At 65.7% G+C, this 20,714-nt stretch carries 22 protein-coding genes, 1 tRNA gene and 1 pseudogene; 18 read left to right on the top strand and 6 right to left on the bottom strand.

Features of this window, described 5'->3' with window-relative positions; all coding sequences use genetic code 11:
- Positions 1-505: 505 nt before the first annotated feature.
- Together FG99_RS04405 and FG99_RS04400 are read left to right on the top strand one after the other, a co-directional pair.
- On the top strand, positions 506-928 hold the full coding sequence (locus tag FG99_RS04405; protein WP_043267543.1) for an HIT family protein: 423 nt from the start codon (positions 506-508) through the stop codon (positions 926-928).
- Between the two features lie 5 nt (positions 929-933).
- Positions 934-1,140, top strand: a complete 207-nt coding sequence (locus FG99_RS04400; protein ID WP_009616920.1) for a SlyX family protein — start codon at positions 934-936, stop codon at positions 1,138-1,140.
- A gap of 636 nt (positions 1,141-1,776) precedes the next feature.
- On the opposite strand, the gene FG99_RS31910 is transcribed toward FG99_RS04400, so the two are convergent.
- The 3 genes and pseudogenes from FG99_RS31910 to FG99_RS04390 all read right to left on the bottom strand — a co-directional run bounded on the left by FG99_RS31910 (position 1,777) and on the right by FG99_RS04390 (position 3,062).
- Positions 1,777-2,007, bottom strand: coding sequence for a cold-shock protein (locus FG99_RS31910; RefSeq protein WP_134163507.1), 231 nt, complete (start codon positions 2,005-2,007; stop codon positions 1,777-1,779).
- A 60-nt stretch (positions 2,008-2,067) separates the two neighbouring features.
- Positions 2,068-2,373 (bottom strand): annotated as a pseudogene (locus FG99_RS33065) (cold shock domain-containing protein membrane protein); the annotation flags it as partial.
- Positions 2,374-2,591: 218 nt separating this feature from the next.
- On the bottom strand, positions 2,592-3,062 hold the full coding sequence (locus tag FG99_RS04390; protein ID WP_009616923.1) for a Dps family protein: 471 nt from the start codon (positions 3,060-3,062) through the stop codon (positions 2,592-2,594).
- A 216-nt stretch (positions 3,063-3,278) separates the two neighbouring features.
- Here FG99_RS04390 and FG99_RS04385 point away from each other — a divergent pair, with 216 nt between their 5' ends.
- The 16 genes from FG99_RS04385 to FG99_RS04310 all read left to right on the top strand — a co-directional run bounded on the left by FG99_RS04385 (position 3,279) and on the right by FG99_RS04310 (position 16,066).
- A complete protein-coding gene (locus FG99_RS04385; RefSeq protein WP_043267539.1) occupies positions 3,279-3,542 on the top strand; it encodes an FmdB family zinc ribbon protein in 264 nt (87 codons plus the stop codon).
- 43 nt (positions 3,543-3,585) lie between these two features.
- Positions 3,586-5,364 (top strand): aspartate--tRNA ligase, encoded by a 1,779-nt coding sequence (gene aspS / locus FG99_RS04380; protein WP_043267537.1) that lies wholly within the window; start codon positions 3,586-3,588, stop codon positions 5,362-5,364.
- Between the two features lie 65 nt (positions 5,365-5,429).
- A complete protein-coding gene (locus FG99_RS04375; protein WP_009616929.1) occupies positions 5,430-6,176 on the top strand; it encodes a YebC/PmpR family DNA-binding transcriptional regulator in 747 nt (248 codons plus the stop codon).
- An 84-nt stretch (positions 6,177-6,260) separates the two neighbouring features.
- Positions 6,261-6,785, top strand: a complete 525-nt coding sequence (ruvC, locus tag FG99_RS04370; protein ID WP_009616931.1) for a crossover junction endodeoxyribonuclease RuvC — start codon at positions 6,261-6,263, stop codon at positions 6,783-6,785.
- A gap of 26 nt (positions 6,786-6,811) precedes the next feature.
- Positions 6,812-7,417 carry a Holliday junction branch migration protein RuvA gene (ruvA, locus tag FG99_RS04365; protein ID WP_043267535.1) on the top strand — a complete coding sequence of 202 codons (606 nt, stop codon included), beginning with the start codon at positions 6,812-6,814 and terminating at the stop codon, positions 7,415-7,417.
- Positions 7,418-7,427: 10 nt separating this feature from the next.
- Positions 7,428-8,492: a Holliday junction branch migration DNA helicase RuvB gene (gene ruvB / locus FG99_RS04360; RefSeq protein WP_009616937.1), complete on the top strand. Its 1,065-nt coding sequence runs from the start codon at positions 7,428-7,430 to the stop codon at positions 8,490-8,492.
- Between the two features lie 52 nt (positions 8,493-8,544).
- On the top strand, positions 8,545-8,991 hold the full coding sequence (ybgC, locus tag FG99_RS04355) for a tol-pal system-associated acyl-CoA thioesterase (protein ID WP_009616938.1): 447 nt from the start codon (positions 8,545-8,547) through the stop codon (positions 8,989-8,991).
- Position 8,992: 1 nt separating this feature from the next.
- Positions 8,993-9,688: a protein TolQ gene (gene tolQ / locus FG99_RS04350; protein WP_009616939.1), complete on the top strand. Its 696-nt coding sequence runs from the start codon at positions 8,993-8,995 to the stop codon at positions 9,686-9,688.
- Positions 9,689-9,706: 18 nt separating this feature from the next.
- Positions 9,707-10,171 (top strand): protein TolR, encoded by a 465-nt coding sequence (gene tolR, locus FG99_RS04345; RefSeq protein WP_009616940.1) that lies wholly within the window; start codon positions 9,707-9,709, stop codon positions 10,169-10,171.
- A 1-nt stretch (position 10,172) separates the two neighbouring features.
- On the top strand, positions 10,173-11,225 hold the full coding sequence (gene tolA / locus FG99_RS04340) for a cell envelope integrity protein TolA (protein ID WP_009616941.1): 1,053 nt from the start codon (positions 10,173-10,175) through the stop codon (positions 11,223-11,225).
- Between the two features lie 53 nt (positions 11,226-11,278).
- The gene (gene tolB, locus FG99_RS04335; protein ID WP_218187143.1) at positions 11,279-12,523 is read left to right on the top strand and encodes a Tol-Pal system beta propeller repeat protein TolB; all 1,245 of its coding nucleotides are present in this window, start codon (positions 11,279-11,281) and stop codon (positions 12,521-12,523) included.
- Between the two features lie 52 nt (positions 12,524-12,575).
- Positions 12,576-13,082 (top strand): peptidoglycan-associated lipoprotein Pal, encoded by a 507-nt coding sequence (gene pal, locus FG99_RS04330; protein WP_009616943.1) that lies wholly within the window; start codon positions 12,576-12,578, stop codon positions 13,080-13,082.
- Positions 13,083-13,088: 6 nt separating this feature from the next.
- Positions 13,089-13,913, top strand: coding sequence for a tol-pal system protein YbgF (gene ybgF, locus FG99_RS04325; RefSeq protein ID WP_009616944.1), 825 nt, complete (start codon positions 13,089-13,091; stop codon positions 13,911-13,913).
- A gap of 671 nt (positions 13,914-14,584) precedes the next feature.
- Positions 14,585-15,232, top strand: coding sequence for a 7-carboxy-7-deazaguanine synthase QueE (gene queE / locus FG99_RS04320; RefSeq protein WP_024128550.1), 648 nt, complete (start codon positions 14,585-14,587; stop codon positions 15,230-15,232).
- Positions 15,233-15,256: 24 nt separating this feature from the next.
- Complete coding sequence (gene queC, locus FG99_RS04315; RefSeq protein WP_043267530.1) at positions 15,257-15,931, top strand: 7-cyano-7-deazaguanine synthase QueC; 675 nt, start codon at positions 15,257-15,259, stop codon at positions 15,929-15,931.
- A gap of 59 nt (positions 15,932-15,990) precedes the next feature.
- Positions 15,991-16,066: transfer RNA gene (locus FG99_RS04310), tRNA-Lys, on the top strand.
- A 54-nt stretch (positions 16,067-16,120) separates the two neighbouring features.
- Here the strand turns inward: FG99_RS04310 and FG99_RS04305 are convergent.
- The 3 genes from FG99_RS04305 to FG99_RS04295 all read right to left on the bottom strand — a co-directional run bounded on the left by FG99_RS04305 (position 16,121) and on the right by FG99_RS04295 (position 20,607).
- Positions 16,121-17,017: a TauD/TfdA dioxygenase family protein gene (locus tag FG99_RS04305; RefSeq protein ID WP_043267527.1), complete on the bottom strand. Its 897-nt coding sequence runs from the start codon at positions 17,015-17,017 to the stop codon at positions 16,121-16,123.
- A 230-nt stretch (positions 17,018-17,247) separates the two neighbouring features.
- Positions 17,248-18,150, bottom strand: a complete 903-nt coding sequence (locus tag FG99_RS04300; RefSeq protein ID WP_043267525.1) for a TauD/TfdA dioxygenase family protein — start codon at positions 18,148-18,150, stop codon at positions 17,248-17,250.
- A 60-nt stretch (positions 18,151-18,210) separates the two neighbouring features.
- Entirely contained in the window at positions 18,211-20,607 is a 2,397-nt protein-coding gene (locus FG99_RS04295) for a TonB-dependent receptor (RefSeq protein ID WP_141766109.1), read from the bottom strand.
- Positions 20,608-20,714: the final 107 nt, after the last annotated feature.

Raw genomic sequence — 20,714 nt, 5'->3', positions numbered from 1 at the left:
TACGCGACCACTTGACACTCGTTTCTTTTATTTCCCCTTGGTGATGTCGCGTATCTTCTGGTTGTTTTTTGCTCAGTTGCGATCCGCGCTTTTGTTTGTTCTTCCCGGTGGCGAGCATCTAGCAACATCCGTGCTCAAAACCCGATTCGTCCCCTCGAAGGTTTCGCCATCGTCCCGGATGCTGCACGGTGTATGCCGTTGGCGCGCAGATTTCAAGATGTTGCGAGAATATTTGCGGCTTGCCTTACTCCCTTGGCGCTCGCCCGGGGTTGCAGGTTCGTTCGAGAAGCCGGGGTTTTCCTGCCAGGTTCCTTTCCGTAGGCAGCAGATGCCCCTGCTTCCCTGTTGTCGGAAAGTGCCCCGATTTGGCGCAGTGCACGAATAGGGTGCCGCGCCGCCGCGGGACGGCTGCCGTTCCCCGCCTGCCTCTAGTATCCTCCGCGCCCAGCGCTCCCCCGAGGGGGCTAAGCTTCTATTTCAAGACTGGTCGAACAGGAGAAGTCAGATGTTCGTCTTGGATTCCCGCCTGCAGCAGGACACCATCGCGCTGGGCGACTTTCCCCTGAGCCGCCTGCTGCTGATGAACGATGCGCAATATCCCTGGCTCATCCTCGTGCCGCGCCGCGACGATGTCAGCGAGATCTTCCAACTGGCGCCGGACGAGCAGCAGCAGCTGTGGCGCGAGGCGACCCATCTGGCGGAAGTGCTCAAGGACACTTTCAAGGCCGACAAGATGAACGTCGCCAACCTGGGCAACGTGGTCAGCCAATTGCACATGCACGTCATCGTGCGGCGCCGCGACGACGCGGCCTGGCCGGGCCCCGTCTGGGGCCGGCATCCGGCGCGCCCCTACACGCCCGAGGAGTTGCTGGCGGTACGCGGCAAGCTGCGCATGGCCCTGGGCGACGCCTTTCGTTTCGAGGAGTGAATGCCATGAGCCTGGAGGAACGGGTAACCGATCTGGAGAGCCGCCTGGCGTTCCAGGATGACGCTCTGCAGACGCTGAGCGACGTGGTCTATGAGCAGGAGCGGCTGATCGAGCGCCTGCGCCTGCAGATGCAGGTGCTGCTCAAGCGCCTGGAAGATCTGCAGGGGCAGGTCGGTATTGCCGAGGATGATGTACCGCCGCCGCATTATTGAGTGGTGGTGGTAGAGGCAGCGTCGTTTACGGGGCTGGTGTCTGCCGGTGGCGTTTAAGAGCCCCCTCTCCCGAAGGGTGAGGGGGTTGTTCTGAGCGGCTTCTTGGTTTGGCGCCATCCTCCTGCCCTCGTCATTTCCGCGAGCGCGGGTTTCGCTCGGCCTTCTGAAGGGGCGTTTCGGAGTGCGCGGAGGTTTCTCTGGAAATCCGTAGGGCGCATAACGCCTACGGCGTTATCCGCCGAATCGCGGACAGAGTCCGCTCCTACACCCTCCGGCAAGCACAAGACCCGTAGGATGGTGTTGAGCGAAGCGATACCCATCGCCATGACCGCATGGGTTTCGCAAGCTCAACCCATCCTACGAAGAGCACCCCGGCGCGGCTTGCAAGACAGTTGCTCCTACGGTTACAGGGAAGCGCGGGCGTAGGAGCGGACTTGTCCGCGATTGGACTCCCCGGCCACGCCGGACACCCCGGTGGCACGAACAGCCCGCTCTCCCTTCCAGGCAGGGCGCGCAGCCGGGGGTTGGGAGAGGGCGCTCTTGAGCCAAAAATGAAAAATGCCGTTTCCCCATGGAGGGAAACGGCATCTGTCTCAAGCAACCGGCATTGCGCCGATCGGCGCTTCGGCTCGTTCCTCAGCGGCGGCCGGGCAGGGCGGCGATCACATCCTCCGCCTGCAGGCCCTTGTCGCGTTGCACCACGGAGAACTCCACGCGCTGGCCCTCGATGAGGATACGGTGCCCTTCGCCGCGGATGGCGCGGAAGTGCACGAAGATGTCCTCGCCGGTGTCGCGGGAGATGAAGCCGAAGCCCTTGGAAGTGTTGAACCACTTCACGGTGCCGGTCTCGCGGTTCTCGTCGCTGATCGGGGCTTCGGGCGCTGTGCTTGCGCTGGGGCGCTTCTGCAGTCGGCCGGCGAGTTGCAGGACCACGGCGACAGCCAGGATCAGCAGGGGCAGGACGATAGCCGGCTGGTCGCCGATGGACGGCAGCGGCGCCAGCAGGATGAGAATCTGCAGGACCACGGCCAGGGCGATCAGCGCCGATACCAGGCTCTGCAGCTGTTGCACCCGCTGGCTGGCGGGGGTGAGCAGCAGGGCGGTCAGACCGAGCAGGGCCAGGTAGACAGCGTCGGGGTTCTGCAGGTAGGGGATGGCATCGGTGCGCAGCGAGGGTGCGAAGGACAGCACGAGGGCGGCAACGCCCGTTAGCAGGTGGACGATTTTCAGCATGGTTATGGATTCACCTTGAGCGATAAGCGTAAAGAGAAGCAGCCGGTCGTGCGGTCTGGTTCGCAGCGATGAAAATGACCTGAAAGATGCCGGCGGCCTATGCGCGAGGCGCACGGGCGGTATTTAACAGCAAACCGATAGCCTTCTCAAATCAACCGCTTAGCGCCTGGGGCGAGCAGAGGGGGGCCCGGCATGATGCCGGGCCCGGCGGGGAGGTGTCAGTGGGCGAGCAGGCTGCGCAGCATCCACGCGGTCTTCTCGTGGACCTGCATGCGCTGCGTCAGCAGGTCGGCGGTGGGCTCGTCGGCTGCCTTGTCGGCCAGCGGGAAGATGCTGCGCGCAGTGCGCACCACGGCTTCCTGGCCCTGGACCAGCAGGCGGATCATTTCCTGGGCGTCCGGCACGTCCTGCTCTTCCTTTATAGAGGAGAGGCGGGCGTAGGCGGCGTAGGTGCCCGGCGCCGGGAAACCGAGGGCGCGGATGCGCTCGGCGATGCTGTCCACCGCCAGGGCCAGCTCGGTGTACTGCCCCTCGAACATCAGGTGCAGGGTATTGAACATCGGCCCGGTGACGTTCCAGTGGAAGTTGTGGGTCTTCAGGTAGAGGGTGTAGGTATCGGCCAGCAGGCGCGAGAGCCCCTCGGCGATGGCGGCGCGGTCCTGTTCGGCGATGCCGATGTCGATTTCCATGGCGTCTTCCTCTTGGTGAAAATTCCTGGTCAGGCTAGCACGGGGGCGGTTAGGAACCTTTTGGTTTGAATCAAAGCTTCCGATAGTGGATTTCTATCGGCCAGCCGCCGCGGGGGCTGCCGGAGGGCGGCTGCAAGTCATGGTTTTTTCAGGCTATAATCCGCGCCTTTGCCGCGGGATGCGGGCCCGCGGCCATGTAGCAGCCAAGGTGTCCCGATGCCGATTTACGAATACCAATGCCGTTCCTGCGGCCATCAGCTGGAAGCCATGCGGAAGCTCAGCGATGCGCCGCTGGTCGATTGCCCGGCTTGCCAGGCCCCGGAATTGAAGAAGATGGTCTCCGCCCCCGGCTTTCGCCTGAGCGGCGGCGGCTGGTACGAAACCGACTTCAAGACCGGCGCGAAGAAGAACCTGGCGTCCGCCGAGTCCGCCTGCCCCGCCACGGGCTGCGGCTCGGGCGCCTGTGCCGCCGGCGAATGAGCGGTTCCCTCGAATCCAAGACTTGCGAGAAGCGAAACACACCATGATGCGCAGCCACTATTGCGGCCAATTGAACGAGAGCCTGGACGGCCAGGAAGTCACGCTTTGCGGTTGGGTGCACCGCCGCCGCGACCACGGCGGGGTGATCTTCCTCGACATCCGTGACCGCGAAGGCCTGGCCCAGGTGGTGTTCGACCCGGATCGCGCCGAGACCTTCGCCAAGGCCGACCGCGTGCGCAGCGAGTACGTGGTCAAGGTCACCGGCAAGGTGCGCATGCGTCCGGAAGGCGCACGCAACGCCAACATGGCCTCCGGCGCCATCGAGGTGCTGGGCTACGAGTTGGACGTGCTGAACCAGGCTGAGACTCCGCCGTTCCCGCTGGACGAATATTCCGATGTGGGCGAGGAAACCCGCCTGCGCTACCGCTTCATCGACCTGCGCCGCCCGGAAATGGCCGCCAAGCTGAAGCTGCGCGCGCGCATCACCAGCAGCATCCGCCGTTACCTGGACGACAACGGCTTCCTCGACGTCGAGACGCCGATCCTCGGCCGCCCGACCCCCGAGGGCGCACGCGATTACCTGGTGCCCAGCCGCACCTACCCGGGCCACTTCTTCGCCCTGCCGCAGTCGCCGCAGCTGTTCAAGCAACTGCTGATGGTCGCCGGCTTCGACCGCTACTACCAGATCGCCAAGTGCTTCCGCGACGAGGACCTGCGCGCCGACCGCCAGCCGGAATTCACCCAGATCGACATCGAGACCAGCTTCCTCGACGAGAGCGACATCATCGCCATCACCGAGAAGATGGTGCGCCAGCTGTTCAAGGAAGTGCTGGACGTGGAGTTCGACGAATTCCCGCACATGCCCTTCGAGGAAGCCATGCGCCGCTATGGCTCGGACAAGCCGGACCTGCGCATCCCGCTGGAACTGGTCGACGTCGCCGACCAGCTGAAGGAAGTCGAGTTCAAGGTCTTCTCCGGCCCGGCCAACGATCCCAAGGGCCGCGTCGCTGCCCTGCGCGTGCCGGGCGGGGCGAGCATGCCGCGCAAGCAGATCGACGACTACACCAAGTTCGTCGGCATCTACGGCGCCAAGGGCCTGGCCTACATCAAGGTCAACGAACGCGCCAAGGGCGTGGAAGGCCTGCAGTCGCCGATCGTCAAGAACATCGCCGAGCCGAACCTGAACGTGATCCTCGATCGCGTCGGTGCGGTCGATGGCGACATCGTGTTCTTCGGCGCCGACAAGGCCAAGGTCGTCTGCGACGCCCTGGGCGCGCTGCGCATCAAGGTGGGCCATGACCTCAACCTGCTCACCAAGGAGTGGGCGCCGATGTGGGTCGTGGACTTCCCGATGTTCGAAGAGAACGACGACGGCAGCCTGACTTCGCTGCACCACCCGTTCACCTCGCCCAAGTGCAGCCCGCAAGAGCTGGAGGCCAACCCGGCCGCCGCGCTGTCCCGCGCCTACGACATGGTGCTCAACGGCACCGAGCTGGGCGGCGGTTCCATCCGTATCCACGACAAGGCCATGCAGCAGGCGGTGTTCCGCGTGCTGGGCATCGACGATGCGGAGCAGGAAGAGAAGTTCGGCTTCCTCCTCGACGCCCTCAAGTACGGTGCCCCGCCGCACGGTGGCCTGGCCTTCGGCCTGGACCGCCTGGTGATGCTGATGACCGGCGCCGCGTCGATCCGCGAAGTGATCGCCTTCCCGAAAACCCAGAGCGCCGGCGACGTCATGACCCAGGCTCCGGGCACCGTGGACGGCAAGGCCCTGCGCGAGCTGCACATCCGCCTGCGCGAGCAGCAGAAGGCCGCCGAGTAATTCCAGATGAACCGCGGCGGCGCACAGCCTGCGCCGCCGCCGCAACAAGCTAGACGGAGTGAGTTATGGCTGGTCATTCCAAATGGGCCAACATCAAGCACCGCAAGGAGCGTCAGGACGCCAAGCGCGGGAAGATCTTCACCAAGCTGATCCGCGAACTGACGGTCGCCGCCAAGCAGGGCGGCGGCAACCCGGCTGACAACCCGCGTCTGCGCCTGGCCGTGGACAAGGCGCTGACCGCCAACATGACCCGCGACACCATCGATCGCGCCATCGCCCGTGGCGCCGGCTCGAACGACGCGGACAACATGGAAGAACTGACCTACGAAGGTTACGCGCCCAGCGGCGTGGCGATCATCGTCGAGGCCATGACCGACAACCGCAACCGCACCGCGGCGGAAGTGCGCCATGCCTTCAGCAAGTGCGGCGGCAACCTCGGCACTGATGGCTCGGTGGCCTACATGTTCGACCGCAAGGGGCAGATCAGCTTCGCCCCCGGCGTCGACGAGGATGCCCTGATGGAAGCGGCCCTGGAGGCCGGCGCCGACGACGTGGTGACCAACGACGACGGCTCCATCGACGTCTTCACCAGCTTCGCCGACTTCATCGCGGTGAACGAGGCGCTGACCGCCGCCGGCTTCAAGGGCGAGGAAGCGGAGATCTCGATGATCCCCTCGACCACCGCGACCCTGGACCTGGAGACCGCGCAGAAGGTGCTCAAGCTGATCGACATGCTCGAGGACCTGGACGACGTGCAGAACGTCTACTCCAACGCGGACATCCCCGAAGAGGTGATGGCGCAGCTTGGCTGACGCCATCCCCGACATGGGCCTCGCGCCGGAAGCCGGAGCCGTCGGATTCGACCGCTCCGGCTTCCGGCTTTTGGTTTCCGGCATATGACCCTGATCCTAGGCATCGACCCCGGCTCGCGCATCACCGGCTTCGGCGTGGTGAGGGACACCGGCCGCGGCTGCGAATATGTCGCCTCCGGCTGCATCCGCACCGGCAGCGGCGCCCTGCACGAACGCCTGCAGATCGTCTTCCGCGGCGTGCGCGAGGTCATCCAGACCTACCACCCGAGCATGATGGGCATCGAGCAGGTGTTCATGGCGCGCAACGCCGACTCCGCGCTCAAGCTCGGCCAGGCCCGCGGCGCGGCCATAGTCGCGGCGGCGGAGGAGGGGCTGGAGATCGCCGAATACACCGCCAGCCAGGTCAAGCAGGCCATCGCCGGCACCGGCGGGGCCGACAAGCTGCAGGTCCAGATGATGGTCATGCACCTGCTGAAACTGACGCAGAAACCGCAGATCGACGCCTCCGACGCCCTGGCCATCGCCCTGTGCCACGCCCACACCCGGCAGAGCCTGGTGCCCCATGGCCTGTCCACCGCGCGCCGCCGCGGCGGGCGCCTGCGCCTTTGACCGACAACCTGCAAGGACCCTGAGCCGTGATTGGACGCCTGCGTGGCACCCTGGCGGAAAAGCAGCCGCCGCACCTGATCCTCGACGTCAACGGCATCGGCTACGAGCTGGAAGTGCCGATGACCACTCTTTATCGCCTGCCCGCCCTCGGCGAACCGGTGACCCTGCACACGCACCTGGTGGTGCGCGAAGATGCCCACCTGCTCTACGGCTTCGCCGAAAAGCGCGAGCGCGAGCTGTTCCGCGAACTGATCCGCCTCAACGGCGTCGGCCCCAAGCTGGCCCTGGCCCTGATGTCGGGCCTGGAAGTGGATGAGCTGGTGCGTTGCGTGCAGGCGCAGGATACTTCCACCCTGGTGAAGATCCCCGGGGTCGGCAAGAAGACCGCCGAGCGCCTGCTGGTGGAGCTCAAGGACCGCTTCAAGGCCTGGGAGAACATGCCGACCATCGCCCCCCTGGTGACGGAACCGAAACTGGCCGCAACAGTCTCAAGCGCCGAGGCCGATGCCGTCAGCGCGCTGATCGCGCTAGGCTTCAAACCTCAGGAGGCGAGCCGCGCCGTGGCCGCCGTGGAGGAAAAAGATTTGTCCAGCGAAGAACTCATCCGCCGCTCGCTCAAGGGCATGGTCTAGGTAGCCGCGCATGATCGAGACCGATCGCCTGATCTCGGCCGCCACCGCCGGCCCTCGCGAGCGCGAGGAGCAGCTGGACCGCGCCATCCGCCCGCTGAGCCTGTCCGACTACATCGGCCAGCCCAGCGTGCGCGAGCAGATGGAGTTGTTCATCAGCGCCGCCCGCGGCCGCAAGGAGGCCCTGGACCACACGCTGATCTTCGGCCCGCCGGGCCTGGGCAAGACCACCCTGGCGAACATCATCGCCCAGGAGATGGGCGTGGCCATCAAGAGCACCTCCGGCCCGGTGCTGGAGCGCCCGGGCGATCTCGCCGCGCTGCTGACGAATCTCGAGCCGGGCGACGTGCTCTTCGTCGACGAGATCCATCGCCTCTCGCCCATCGTCGAAGAAGTGCTGTACCCGGCGATGGAAGACTTCCAGCTCGACATCATGATCGGCGAAGGGCCGGCGGCGCGCTCCATCAAGCTCGACCTGCCGCCCTTCACCCTGGTCGGCGCGACCACTCGCGCCGGCATGCTGACCAACCCGCTGCGCGACCGCTTCGGCATTGTCCAGCGCCTGGAGTTCTACAGCGTCGACGACCTGGCGACCATCGTCGCCCGTTCGGCCGGCATCCTCGGCCTGGACATGGACCCGGCCGGCGCCTTCGAGATCGCCCGCCGCGCCCGTGGCACGCCGCGCATCGCCAACCGCCTGCTGCGCCGCGTGCGCGATTTCGCCGAGGTGCGTGCCAGCGGGGCGATCAGCAGCGAGGTGGCGGACAAGGCGCTGAACCTGCTGGACGTCGACGAACGTGGCTTCGACCACCAGGACCGGCGTCTACTGCTGACCATGATCGACAAGTTCGACGGCGGGCCGGTGGGGCTGGACAACATCGCCGCGGCCATCGGCGAAGAAAAACATACGATCGAGGACGTGCTGGAGCCCTATTTGATCCAGCAAGGCTATATCATGCGCACGCCGCGGGGACGGGTGGTCACCCGGCATGCATACCTGCATTTCGGCCTGAAGTTGCCGAAGCGGATGGGCGAGGGGGCGATGCCGGATCTTTTCTCCCCTGAAGATGGTAATTAATTGCATTTGTGGCTGATTGCCGATTGGCAAAGCCCCAACTTGGTTCTAGAGTATGCGCGCGCAACACGGGGGTCAGCCGTTCGAGCATCGATTCCGGGTCTATTACGAGGACACCGATGCAGGCGGCATCGTCTACTACGTCAACTACCTCAAGTTCATGGAGCGGGCTCGCACCGAGCGGCTGCGGGCTTTGGGCTTCGCCCAATCCCAGCTGGCAGGTGAGAACCTGCTTTTCGTCGTTCATTCGGCCGAAGCGCGCTACCACGCGCCGGCTCGCCTGGACGACGAACTGGTCGTCAGCGCCGAGGTCGAGGAGTTGAACCGTGCGAGCCTGCGGTTCCGTCAACAGGTTCGTCGAGCGTCGGATTCGGCCCTGTTATGCGAGGGCCGCTTCCTGGTGGCGTGCGTGCGGGCCGACAACCTGAAGCCCCGCGCCATCCCCGAAGCGTTGCGTGCGGCATTTGCCGGCACTCCGGACACCCTTTCAGCAGGAGAATAACGTGGAACCGAACGTCGTCGACCATACCTCCATGTGGAGCCTGATCAGCAACGCCAGTATCGTGGTGCAGCTGGTCATGCTCACCCTGGTGGCCGCCTCGGTCACTTCTTGGATCATGATCTTCCAGCGCAGCAACATGATGCGCTCGGCCAAGAAAGCCCTGGATGGCTTCGAAGAACGCTTCTGGTCGGGCATCGACCTGTCCAAGCTGTACCGCCAGGCCGGCAGCAACCCCGACCCGGATTCGGGCGTGGAGCAGATCTTCCGCGCCGGCTTCAAGGAATTCTCGCGCCTGCGCCAGCAGCCCGGCGTCGACCCGGACGCGGTGATGGAAGGCGTGGCCCGCTCCATGCGCGTGGCCATCTCCCGTGAGGAAGAGAAGCTGGAAACCAGCCTGCCGTTCCTCGCCACCGTCGGTTCCACCAGCCCGTACATCGGCCTGTTCGGCACCGTCTGGGGCATCATGAACTCCTTCCGCGGCCTGGCCGCCGTGCAGCAGGCCACCCTGGCCACCGTCGCCCCCGGCATCGCCGAGGCCCTGGTCGCCACCGCCATCGGCCTGTTCGCCGCGATCCCCGCGGTCATCGCCTACAACCGCTTCGCCGCGCGCTCGGAAATGCTGATCGGCCGCTACTACACCTTCGCCGACGAGTTCCAGGCCATCCTGCACCGCAAAGTCCACGCCAGCGACGATTGACCAGAGAGGTAAGCCGACATGGCAAGGGTCCGTCATAAACGCAAGCCGGTCGCGGAAATGAACGTGGTGCCATACATCGACGTGATGCTGGTACTGCTGGTCATTTTCATGGTGACCGCACCGATGCTGAACCAGGGGGTCAAGGTCGACCTGCCCAAGGTTTCCAGCGAAGTGCTCCCGCAGGACAACGATTCGCGGGTGCTGACCATATCGATCAAGGCCGACAAGACCTACTACTGGAACATGGGTTCGGAAGTCGATCCCGACCAGGGCAAGGGCAGTCAGACCGCGATCAATCTCGACCAGCTGGTGAGCGCAGCCACCGGCATCATGGCCGAGAACAGCCGTCAGGGTAAGAAAGTGCAGGTCTTCGTGCGTGGCGACAAGGCTGTCGACTACGGCTCCGTCATGGCTGTCATGGGCGGGTTGCAGAAGGCCGGTGTGGGTAACGTCGGGCTGATCACCGAGGCGCCCGGAAGCTGATATGCACCAACTCGAACGCTCTCCATCGGAAAGCTACTTCTGGCCGGTCGTACTGGCGGTAGCGCTGCACGTCCTGATTTTCGCGATGCTCTTCGTCAGCTGGGCCATGACGCCCGAGTTGCCGCCTGCGCGTCCGATCGTCCAGGCCACGCTCTACCAGCTCAAGTCCAAGAGCCAGGCCACGCAGCAGACCAACCAGAAGATCGCCGGGGAGGCGAAGAAGACCTCTGCCAAGCAGTATGAGCAGGAACAGCTGGAGCAAAAGAAGGTCGAGCAGCAAGCCATAGCCGAAGCGAAAGCTGCGGAACAAAAGAAAGCCGATGAGGCTCGAAAGGCTTCGGAGGCCGAGAAAGCTGCGGAAGCAGCCAAGGCCGCCGAGGCGAAGAAGGCCGCGGACGCCGCCAAGAAGGCGGCCGAGGCCAAGGCTGCGGCGCAGAAGCAGCAGGCCGACATCGCCAAGAAGAAGGCCGAGGAAGAGGCCAAGAAGCAAGCCGAGGAAGAAGCCAAGAAACAAGCCGCGGAGGAGGCCAAGAAGAAGGCCGCCGAAGAGGCCAAGAAGAAAGCTGCGGAGCAGGCCAAGAAACTCGCCGCCGCGGAGGACGCCAAGAAGAAGGCGGCCGCCGACGCCGCGAAGAAGAAGGCCGCGGCCCAGGCTGCGGCGAAGAAGGCTCAGGAAGACAAGAAGGCCCAGGCCCTGGCCGAACTGCTGTCCGACGACACGCAGCGGCAGCAGGCCCTGGCCGACGAACAGGGCAACGAGGTGGCAGGCAACTTCGACGACCTGATCCGCTCGCGGGTATCCGAGGGCTGGTCGCGTCCGCCATCGGCCCGTAACGGCATGAGTGTTACCGTGCAGATCAACATGCTGCCCGATGGCACCATCACCAATGCGACCGTCGTCCGCTCCAGCGGCGACAAGGCGTTCGACAGTTCCGCGGTGAACGCCGTGAGGAACGTCGGTCGCATTACTGAAATGCAGGGCCTGAGTCCCAAGGACTTCAATCCCTACCGTTCCTTCAAGATGACCTTCACGCCTGAGGACCTCACGCTGTGATCAAGATTTTCAGAGGATTGCTCGTCGCCCTGCTCTGCGTGGCAGGCGTGGCGATGGCAGATGAGAAGAACATTCTGGTGACCAGCGGCGCCGATCGCGCCGTGCCGATCGCCGTGGTGCCCTTCGGCTGGCAGGGCGGCAACGTCCTGCCCGACGACATGGCCAACATCATCGGCAACGACCTGCGCAACTCCGGCTACTTCGAGCCGATCCCGCGGCAGAACATGATCAGCCTGCCGGCCCAGGCCAGCGAGGTGATCTACCGCGACTGGCAGGCCCTCGGCGCGCAATACGTGCTGATCGGCAACATCACCCCGGCCGGCGGCCGCCTGCAGGTGCAGTACGGCCTGTTCAACGTCGCCACCCAGCAGCAGATCGTCACCGGCAGCGTCGGCGGCAGCGTCGAGCAACTGCGCGACATGTCGCACTTCATCGCCGACCAGTCGTTCGAGAAGCTCACCGGCATCAAGGGCGCCTTCTCCACCAAGCTGCTCTACGTGACCGCCGAGCGCTTCTCCGCCGACAACACCCGCTTCACCCTGCAGCGCGCCGACTACGACGGCGCCCGCCCGGTGACCCTGCTGCAGTCGCGCGAGCCGATCCTCTCGCCGCGCTTCTCGCCAGACGGCCGGCGCATCGCCTACGTGTCCTTCGAGCAGAAGCGCCCGCGCATCTTCATGCAGTACGTGGATACCGGCCGCCGCGAGCAGCTGACCAACTTCGAAGGCCTCAACGGCGCCCCGGCGTTCTCCCCGGACGGCAATCGCCTGGCCCTGGTGCTGTCGCGCGACGGCAACCCGGAGATCTACCTGATGGACCTGGGCTCGCGCCAGCTGCGCCGCCTGACCAACAACGCGGCCATCGACACCGAGCCCTTCTGGGGCAAGGACGGCTCGACCCTGTACTTCACCTCGGACCGTGGCGGCAAGCCGCAGATCTACAAGATGAACGTCAACAGCGGCGCCACCGACCGCGTGACCTTCACCGGCAACTACAACGCCAACCCGAAACTCTCGGCCGACGAGAAGACCCTGGTGATGGTCCACCGCCAGGAAGGTTTCACCAACTTCCAGATCGCCGCCCAGGACCTGCAACGCGGCAATCTGCGGGTGCTTTCGAACACCACGCTGAACGATTCGCCCACTGTTGCGCCAAATGGCACGATGCTAATATACGCCCCCCGCCAGCAGGACCGGGGCGTGTTGATGCTCGCCAGCATCAACGGACGTGTTCGGTTACCGCTACCCACCGCTCAGGGCGACGTGCGCGAGCCATCCTGGTCCCCTTACCTGAACTGACGGTTGCCAACTGTTCCAAACTTATACACTGGGGTTCATTAGGAGTTACATGATGGAAATGCTGAAATTCGGCAAATTTGCCGTTATCGCCCTCGCCATGGCCGTAGCCGTAGGTTGCTCGTCCAAGAAAGGCGATGCTACTGGTGAAGGCGCCAATGGCGGCGTTGACCCGAACGCTGGCTACGGCGCCAACAGCGGTGCCGTTGACGGCAGCCTGAGCGACGAAGCCGCTCTGCGTGCGATCACCACCTTCTACTTCGAGTACGACAGCTCCGACCTGAAGCCGGAAGCCATGCGCGCTCTGGACGTACACGCCAAAGACCTGAAAGGCAGCGGCCAGCACGTCGTCCTGGAAGGCCACACCGACGAACGCGGCACCCGCGAGTACAACATGGCTCTGGGTGAGCGTCGCGCCAAGGCCGTTCAGCGCTACCTGGTACTGCAGGGCGTGTCCCCGGCTCAGCTGGAACTGGTTTCCTACGGTAAAGAGCGTCCGGTTGCCACCGGCCACGACGAACAGTCCTGGGCTCAGAACCGTCGCGTTGAGCTGAAGAAGTAAGACCCTATGCGCCTGCGACTCCTGACCTTGATGGTCTGCGGCCTGCCGCTGATGGCGGCGGCCGCGGTTCCGGTGGTGGATGGTAACGATGGCGGCTACGCCAGCGCGCCGCCCGCGGGGTACGGCACCGCAGGTGCTGATGGTGCTTATGCCGGTGGCGGGGCGGCTTCGGCCGCTCCCGTCTCCGGGCAAGCCCAGCTGTTCCTGCAACTGCAGCAGATGCAGGACGAGATCGCCCGCCTGCGCGGCACCCTCGAAGAGCAGCAGAATCAGATCCAGCAGCTGAAGCAGGAAAGCCTCGAGCGTTACCAGGACCTCGATCGCCGCCTTTCCTCCGCTCCGGCAGCCCAGAACCCCTCCACCGACGGCAGCGCCGCCGGTGCGGGCGCAGCGGCCGGCGCCGCTGCCGCCCAGCAGCAACAGGCCCAGCCCGCGAGCAGCGAGCCGGGCGATCCGGCGAAAGAGAAGCTCTACTACGATGCGGCTTTCGACCTGATCAAGGCCAAGGACTTCGACAAGGCCAGCCAGGCCTTCGGCGCCTTCCTGCGCAAGTACCCCAGCAGCCAGTACGCCGGCAACGCCCAGTACTGGCTGGGCGAGGTGAACCTGGCCAAGGGCGACCTGCAGGGCGCCGGCCAGGCCTTCGCCAAGGTCAGCCAGGCCTATCCGAGCAGCCCCAAGGTGCCGGACTCGCTGTACAAGCTGGCCGACGTGGAGCGCCGCCTGGGCAACAACGACAAGGCCCGTGGCATCCTCCAGCAGGTGGTCGCCCAGTACCCGGGCAGCTCCGCCGCCCAACTGGCCCAGCGGGACCTGAAGAGCCTCAAGTAAGCCTCTTGTCGTTCATCTGAAAACGCCGTTTCTTCCAGCAGGGGGAAACGGCGTTTTTCATTCCAGCGGGACATGCTCCTCCTGTAGGAGCGAGCTTGCTCGCGAACCTTTATCCCGCGCTCTGATCCTCACCCGGAGGTTTCCGCCGGATCGCGGACGGAGTCCGCTCCTACGGTTCCAGGGAAGCACGGGCGTAGGAGCGGACTTTGTCCGCGATTGGATTCACCGGCCACGCCGGACGCCCCGGTGGCACGAGTCCCGTAGGATGGGTTGAGCGAAGCGATACCCATCACCATGGCCCGATGGGTATCGCAAGCTCAACCCATCCTACGAAAAGCTCCTCGACGCAGACAGTTGCTCCTACGGTTCCAGGGAAGCGCGGGCGTAGGAGCGGACTTTGTCCGCGATTGGATTCACCGGCCACGCCGGACGCCCCGGTGGCACGAGCAGCCTAGCCCCTACGAAAAGCGTGCCCGCCCGTTACACCCGAACGAACGACTCTGCGCGCCGAACGCCGGGTTTTCCGTTAGAATCGCCGCCACCCGGAGCCGCGGAGCGGTTTCAGCTCGGCTGATGTCTGCCCGCCCGGGAATTCCCGAACGCCCGGCGTTCGTTCGATTACACCGCAACGGAGGCGGATGGCCTGTGTAGCCGTCACGCCCGTGGCTGATATGCAACAGACCCTGCGAATCACCGAGATCTTCTACTCGTTGCAGGGGGAAGCGCGCACCGTCGGATTGCCGACCGTGTTCGTGCGCCTGACCGGCTGCCCCCTGCGTTGCCAGTACTGCGACTCCGCCTACGCCTTCAGTGGCGGCGAGATCCGCAGCCTGGACAGCATCCTCGAAACCGTCGCCGGCTACCGGCCGCGCTACGTCTGCGTCACCGGTGGCGAGCCGCTGGCGCAACCCAACTGCCTGCCGCTGCTGCAGCGCCTGTGCGACGCCGGTTACTCGGTATCCCTGGAGACCAGCGGCGCGCTGGACATCTCCGCCACCGACCGCCGCGTCAGCCGGGTGCTCGACCTGAAGACCCCGGGCTCCGGCGAGGTGCGCCGCAACCGCTACGAGAACATCGCCGAACTCACCGGCAACGACCAGGTCAAGTTCGTCCTCTGCTCCCGCGAGGACTACGACTGGGCGGTGTCCAAGCTGATCGAATACCGCCTCGACGAGCGCGCCGGCGAAGTGCTGTTCTCGCCGAGCCATCACCAACTGGCGCCGCGCGAGCTGGCCGACTGGATAGTCGCCGACAACCTGCCGGTGCGCTTCCAGATGCAACTGCACAAGATCCTCTGGAACGACGAACCGGGCCGCTGAGACGCGGACGGGAAGGGTAACCACATGACTCAGAAGAAAGCCGTCATCCTGCTCTCCGGCGGGCTCGACTCCGCCACCGTGGTAGCCATGGCCAAGGCCGAGGGCTACGCCTGCTACAGCATGAGCTTCGACTATGGCCAGCGCCACCGCGCCGAACTCCAGGCCGCCGAGCGCGTGGCCCGCCAGTTGGGCGTGGTCGAGCACAAGGTCATCGGCCTGAACCTCGACGGCATCGGCGGCTCGGCGCTGACCGACAGCAGCATCGCCGTGCCCGAGGCGCCCAGCGAGGGCATCCCGGTGACCTACGTGCCGGCGCGCAACACCGTGTTCCTTTCCCTGGCCCTGGGCTGGGCCGAGGTGCTCGGTGCGCGGGACATCTTCATCGGCGTCAACGCCGTGGACTATTCCGGTTACCCGGACTGCCGCCCCGAGTTCGTCGAGGCCTTCGAGCGCATGGCCAACCTGGCCACCAAGGCCGGGGTGGAAGGCGATGGTTTCCGCATCCAGGCGCCGCTGCAGTTCCTCTCCAAGGCTCAGATCATCCAGGCCGGCGTGGCCCGCGGCGTGGACTACGCGCTCACCGTGAGCTGCTACCAGGCGGACGACGCAGGCCGTGCCTGCGGCAAGTGCGACAGTTGCCGCCTGCGCGCCGAAGGCTTCGCCGCGGCGGAAATTTCAGACCCTACGCGATATTTCTGAAAAATTTTTCGTAAAGGTGTTGTTTTTGCGTTAGAAATCAGTATTATACGCCTCGCGTTGGGTCGTTAGCTCAGTCGGTAGAGCAGTTGGCTTTTAACCAATTGGTCGTAGGTTCGAATCCTACACGACCCACCACTTCGCAAAGCCCCTGGCCATCGGCCAGGGGCTTTTTCTTTGCCCGCGGGAAACTCAGAACGGCCGGCTGCCGCCCAGGCTGATGCGCTTCAGGCGGCGCCGCTCGCTGGCCGGGAAGGCGTTGCGGCCGTGCAGGGTGGCCTGGTTGTCCCACCAGACGATGTCGCCGACCTGCCATTTGTGGCTGTAGATCAGCTCCGGCTTCTGCAGGTGGGCGCGCAGGCGCTCGACCAGGGCCTTGCCCTGCTGCGGCTCATGGCCGGGGATTTCCACTTCGGTGTGGACGCTGAGGTAGAGCACGCGCTTGCCGCTTTCCGGATGGGTGCGCACCAGCGGATGCTCGGTGCCCTGGATCGGCTCGATGTCCGGGGTGCGGTAGGTGACGAAGCCGCCCGAATAGCCGTTCTTCAGGCGCACGAAGGGGTTGTAGCTGATCAGCCGCAGGTCGTCGATTTCCTTGCGCGTGGCTGCGTCCAGGCTCTGGTAGGCGAGCGCCAGGTTGGTGAACAGGGTTTCGCCGCCCTGGCTCGGCACTTCCAGCGCGTAGAGGAAGGAGCCGGAGGAGGGCAGCGGCGTCCACTGGTGGTCGATGTGCGCGGGCAGGGCGAAGTTGCCCAGTTCGCCATCGCCGGTATTGGCCACCTTGACGATGTCCGGAGCCCTGCCGTCGACGCCGGAAGACAGCACCGGCACGTCCGCCGGCGGCTGGAACACCGCGCCGAACAGGGTGGCGAAATTCAGGTACTGCCGATCGTCCAGTTGCTGGTTCCTGAAGATGAGGATGTGGTGGTCGCGGTGGGCCTGCTTGATCGCCAGGATCTGCTTGGGCGTCAGCGGCTGGCGTGCGTCCAGGCCGCGGACCTCGGCGCCCAGCGGGGCGTCGAGGGGGATGATGGCGAAGGGTTCGGTTGGGGTTTCCTGTGGTGCCTTGAGGGCGGCGGATTGGCTCATGGTCTGGTGCTCCGTATCGAGTTTGGGTTGCCCTCTCCCCAGCCCTCGGCTGCGCGCCCCGCCCTGAAGGGAGAGGAGGCTTGTCCGTGCCGAGAGGCAGCTTGGTTTCAGCCGGCAATCTCTGTGCTAGCCGGCTGACTCCAGAACACCCAAGCGCACCGAGCGGTCCCCTCTCCCTTCAGGGCGGGCCGCGTAGGCGAGGGTTAGGGAGAGGGGCTCTTGCTGTGCTTTCAGGCTTTCCTGACAGTCCGGCTCCGCTGCCCATCCACCCCCACCGGCACCTCGCCGGCCAAGGTCACGCGCCGCACGATGCGCGGCTGGGTGCCGTAGTCGTCCACCGCGTAGTGCTGGGTGGCGCGGTTGTCCCAGATGGCCACGTCGCCGGCCTGCCAGCGCCAGCGCACGGTGTTCTCCAGACGGGTGACGTGGCTCTGCAGCACCGCGAAGAGGTGCTGGGAGTCGTGCTGCGACAGGCCCTTCAGGCGCTTCACGAAGTGCCCCAACAGCAGGTTGCGCTCGCCGCTGACAGGGTGCACGCGCACCACCGGGTGCTCGGTCTCGTAGACGGTGGAGGTGAACACCTTGCGGTACTGCTCCAGGCGCGCCGGGTCGGCGTTGGGTTTGATGGCGGCGTAGTCGTATTCGTTGCTGTGCACCGCCCAGAGCTTGTCGGCCAGGGCCTTGAGTTCGTCGCTGAGGTCGTCGTAGGCGGTCGCGGTGTTGGCCCAGACGGTGTCGCCGCCGGCCTGCGGGGCCACCACGTTGCGCAGGATCGAGGCCTTCGGGTAGGCCTCGACGAAGGTCACGTCGGTGTGCCAGGAGTTGGCCCGGCGGCCTTCGGCGCCGTCCAGTTCGAGCAGGTATTCGGTGCCGTCGCGCACCGGCACCGTCGGGTGCGCCACCGGCTCGCCGAGCAGCTTGGCGAAGGCTTCCTGGCCCTGGTCGTCGAGCTGGCTCTGGCCGCGGAAGAAGATCACCTTGTGCTTCACCAGGGCGGCCTGGATGGCCTCGACCGTGGCCGCGTCCAGGTGGCCGGAAAGCGTCACCCCGCGGATCTCGGCGCCGATGCGCCCGGCCACCGGGTGGATGTCGAGTTGTACGGCGGGTTGTACGGCGTGTGCTGCATTGCTCATCTCGTGTTCCTCATTGCTGTAGTTGGTACTGCAAGGGGCCGCGCGGGGCGGCGAGTGGGATCAGAAGTCGTAGCGGACCGAGGCGCCCAGGGTGCGCGGCTGGCCCACCGAGGCGGTGTAGGAGCCGTTGATGCTGGCGAAGGCGGCCAGGTAGTAGTCCTTGTCGAAGGCGTTCTTCAGCCACACCGAGGCGTCCAGCTGGCCGTCGCCCAGGTCGTGGCGCACGCCCACGGAGAAGTTCGCTAGGCCGTAGCCGGGGATCTTCGAGAGGTCGGAGTCGTCCAGCGTGCCCTCGGCCTCGGAGCGGTACGAATAGCTGGCGTTGACGTAGGGCTCGAAGCGGTTGGCCAACTGCCACTTGTATTCGCCGTTGAGGTTGGCGATCCATTTCGAGGCGCCGACCACGCGCTTGCCGGTGAGGTCGCAGCTGGCCGGGGCGCCGGGCTGGGTGCTGATCTCGGCCGGGCACGGGGCGTCCTTGAACGACAGGTAGCTGACGTCGTTGTAGGAGCCGTTGAAGTTCAGCGTCAGGCCGCGCAGCGGCAGGGCGGTGGCCTCCAGCTCCAGGCCGCGGGAGCGCACGCTGCCGGCGTTGGACAGCACCTGCACCAGTTGGGTGGAGCCGGCCGGCTGGTACAGGGTGGTGGCTTGGTAGCCGTGGATGCCGGTCCAGAAGATGTTGGCGTTGAGCTGCAGGCGGCGGTCGAGCAGCGTCGACTTGATCCCCAGTTCGGCATCGTTGGCGCGTTCCGGGCCGACCAGCAGCGAGTCGGCGCCGGCGCTCGGCGCGCTGGCCACCGCCAGGTTCACCCCGCCGGACTTCTCGCCGTGGGACAGCGAGGCATAGCCCAGCAGCTCGTCGCTGAACTGGTAGCTCAGGCTGAGCAGCGCCGAGGGGGCGAAGCTGTAGACGCTGAGGTCGCCGGAATCGTAGGCGCCCAGCTGGCCGTTGCGCACCACCGCGCCGGCGCCGCTCACGGGCGCGCCGCCCACCGGGGCGTAGCGCTTCACCTTGGCGTCCTTTTCCTCATAGGTGCCGCGCAGGCCGGCGGTGAAGTCGAGTTTGTCGGTGAGGTGCCAGGTGCCCTGGGAGAAGAGCGCGAAGCTGTCGGTCTCGATCTTGCCGTTGGCCTTGCTGGAGGTGTCGTTCAGGGCGTTGAGGTTGCTCCCCAGCAGGTAGCTGTCGGCCAGCGGCCCGTAGTCGGTGAAGGTCTTGTTGCCCAGGTTCTGGTTGAACGCGTAGGCGCCGACCACGTAGTCGAAGGCGCCGCCGGTGGGCGAGGCCAGGCGGATTTCCTGGGAGAACTGGCGGTCGCGCACCGCCACCCCGGTATTGCGGATCGCCGAGACGTTCAGCTGCTCGTCGTTGGCCGGGGTGAAGTTCCAGAAGCGGTAGGCGCTGATGGAGGTCAGGGTGAAGTCGTTGGCCAGCTTCCAGTTGGCCTCCACCGAGCTGCCGCCCTGGTGCACGCTGACGTGCTGGCGGCTGTCGATGTTGACCTTGTGCCGGTCCGGATCGGCGATCTGCGAGGCGCCGACCAGCGCGGCGCGCTGCCAGAAGCGCGGGGCGGCGCCATAGACCACCATGCTGCCGTTGCTGGAGTCCTCCTCGTTGTACTCGCTGATCCAGCGCAGGCTGAAGTCCTCGCTGGGCTTGTACAGCAGCTGGCCGCGGATGCCCTGGCGCTCGCCGCCGTTGAGCTTGTTGTCGTCGTGGATGTTGGTGATGTAGCCGTCGCTGCGCGTGCGGTAGGCGGAAACGCGCCCGGCCAGTTCGTCGGTGAGTGGCCCGGAGACCGTGCCGCGGCCCTGGAAGTAGCCTTCCTGGCCGCCGGAGACCTCCACCGTGCGCTCGGGGGTGAAGGTCGGCGCACGGGTGCTGATGTTCAGCACGCCGGCGGTGGTGTTCTTGCCGAACAGCGTGCCTTGCGGGCCGCGCAACAGCTCCAGCTGCTCGATGTCCAGCAGGTCGAACACCGCCATGCCCGGGCGGCCCAGGTAGACGTTGTCCAGGTAGACCCCGGCGGAGCCCTCCAGGCCGTCGCTGGCCGGGTTGTTGCCGATGCCGCGCACGGCGATGCTCGACTGGCGGGCGTGGATGTAGGCGACGTTGACGCTGGGCAGCACCTGCTGCAGGTCCTGCACCTTGGTGATGCGTTGGTTCTCCAGGGTGGCGCCGTCGAGCACGGTGATCGGCGTGGGCACCTTCTGCGAGTCTTCCTCGCGGCGCCGGGCGGTGACCGTGACCTTGCCCAGGGCTGTGGCCTGGGTGCTGGTGCCCTTGTCGGCGGCGCTGGCGGCCTCGGGCGTGGCGCTGGCCTCGTCCTGCTCGGCGGCCTGCAGCGGCAGCGCGCCGCCCAGGGCGAGCAGCAGGGCCAGGGCGTAGTCGGGAGCGCCGGGCCGGGTTCGGCCGGGGCGTAGCGTGAACGGGGTTTGCAGCGAAGCACTCTGGCTCATCGTCTTTTCCTTGCATCAGGCACTGCCCGGCGGATCGCGGGCAACAGGGGCTGCGCCATGCGGGGCATGGCGAAAACGGCTCTCTTCTAATCGGTGGGCGTCGTCCG

Origin of the sequence: Pseudomonas sp. AAC (genome assembly GCF_000725445.1) — a bacterium.
Taxonomy (GTDB): Bacteria; Pseudomonadota; Gammaproteobacteria; order Pseudomonadales; family Pseudomonadaceae; genus Pseudomonas; species Pseudomonas citronellolis.
Note: the sequence above shows the minus strand (reverse complement) of the source record. Positions and strands in the feature narration are given on the sequence as shown.

Bases quoted from the DNA above. Each gene is read 5' to 3' on its own strand.
- FG99_RS04300 (WP_043267525.1), bottom strand. From the start codon at position 18,150: ATGAGCAATGCAGCACACGCCGTACAACCCGCCGTACAACTCGACATC.
- ruvB (WP_009616937.1), top strand. From the start codon at position 7,428: ATGATCGAGACCGATCGCCTGATCTCGGCCGCCACCGCCGGCCCTCGC.
- FG99_RS04375 (WP_009616929.1), top strand. From the start codon at position 5,430: ATGGCTGGTCATTCCAAATGGGCCAACATCAAGCACCGCAAGGAGCGT.
- aspS (WP_043267537.1), top strand. From the start codon at position 3,586: ATGATGCGCAGCCACTATTGCGGCCAATTGAACGAGAGCCTGGACGGC.
- FG99_RS04305 (WP_043267527.1), bottom strand. From the start codon at position 17,017: ATGAGCCAATCCGCCGCCCTCAAGGCACCACAGGAAACCCCAACCGAA.
- ruvC (WP_009616931.1), top strand. From the start codon at position 6,261: ATGACCCTGATCCTAGGCATCGACCCCGGCTCGCGCATCACCGGCTTC.
- FG99_RS04385 (WP_043267539.1), top strand. From the start codon at position 3,279: ATGCCGATTTACGAATACCAATGCCGTTCCTGCGGCCATCAGCTGGAA.
- ybgC (WP_009616938.1), top strand. From the start codon at position 8,545: ATGCGCGCGCAACACGGGGGTCAGCCGTTCGAGCATCGATTCCGGGTC.
- FG99_RS04405 (WP_043267543.1), top strand. From the start codon at position 506: ATGTTCGTCTTGGATTCCCGCCTGCAGCAGGACACCATCGCGCTGGGC.
- pal (WP_009616943.1), top strand. From the start codon at position 12,576: ATGGAAATGCTGAAATTCGGCAAATTTGCCGTTATCGCCCTCGCCATG.
- tolB (WP_218187143.1), top strand. From the start codon at position 11,279: ATGGCAGATGAGAAGAACATTCTGGTGACCAGCGGCGCCGATCGCGCC.
- FG99_RS04390 (WP_009616923.1), bottom strand. From the start codon at position 3,062: ATGGAAATCGACATCGGCATCGCCGAACAGGACCGCGCCGCCATCGCC.
- queC (WP_043267530.1), top strand. From the start codon at position 15,257: ATGACTCAGAAGAAAGCCGTCATCCTGCTCTCCGGCGGGCTCGACTCC.
- queE (WP_024128550.1), top strand. From the start codon at position 14,585: ATGCAACAGACCCTGCGAATCACCGAGATCTTCTACTCGTTGCAGGGG.
- ybgF (WP_009616944.1), top strand. From the start codon at position 13,089: ATGCGCCTGCGACTCCTGACCTTGATGGTCTGCGGCCTGCCGCTGATG.
- FG99_RS04295 (WP_141766109.1), bottom strand. From the start codon at position 20,607: ATGAGCCAGAGTGCTTCGCTGCAAACCCCGTTCACGCTACGCCCCGGC.
- tolR (WP_009616940.1), top strand. From the start codon at position 9,707: ATGGCAAGGGTCCGTCATAAACGCAAGCCGGTCGCGGAAATGAACGTG.
- tolA (WP_009616941.1), top strand. From the start codon at position 10,173: ATGCACCAACTCGAACGCTCTCCATCGGAAAGCTACTTCTGGCCGGTC.
- FG99_RS04400 (WP_009616920.1), top strand. From the start codon at position 934: ATGAGCCTGGAGGAACGGGTAACCGATCTGGAGAGCCGCCTGGCGTTC.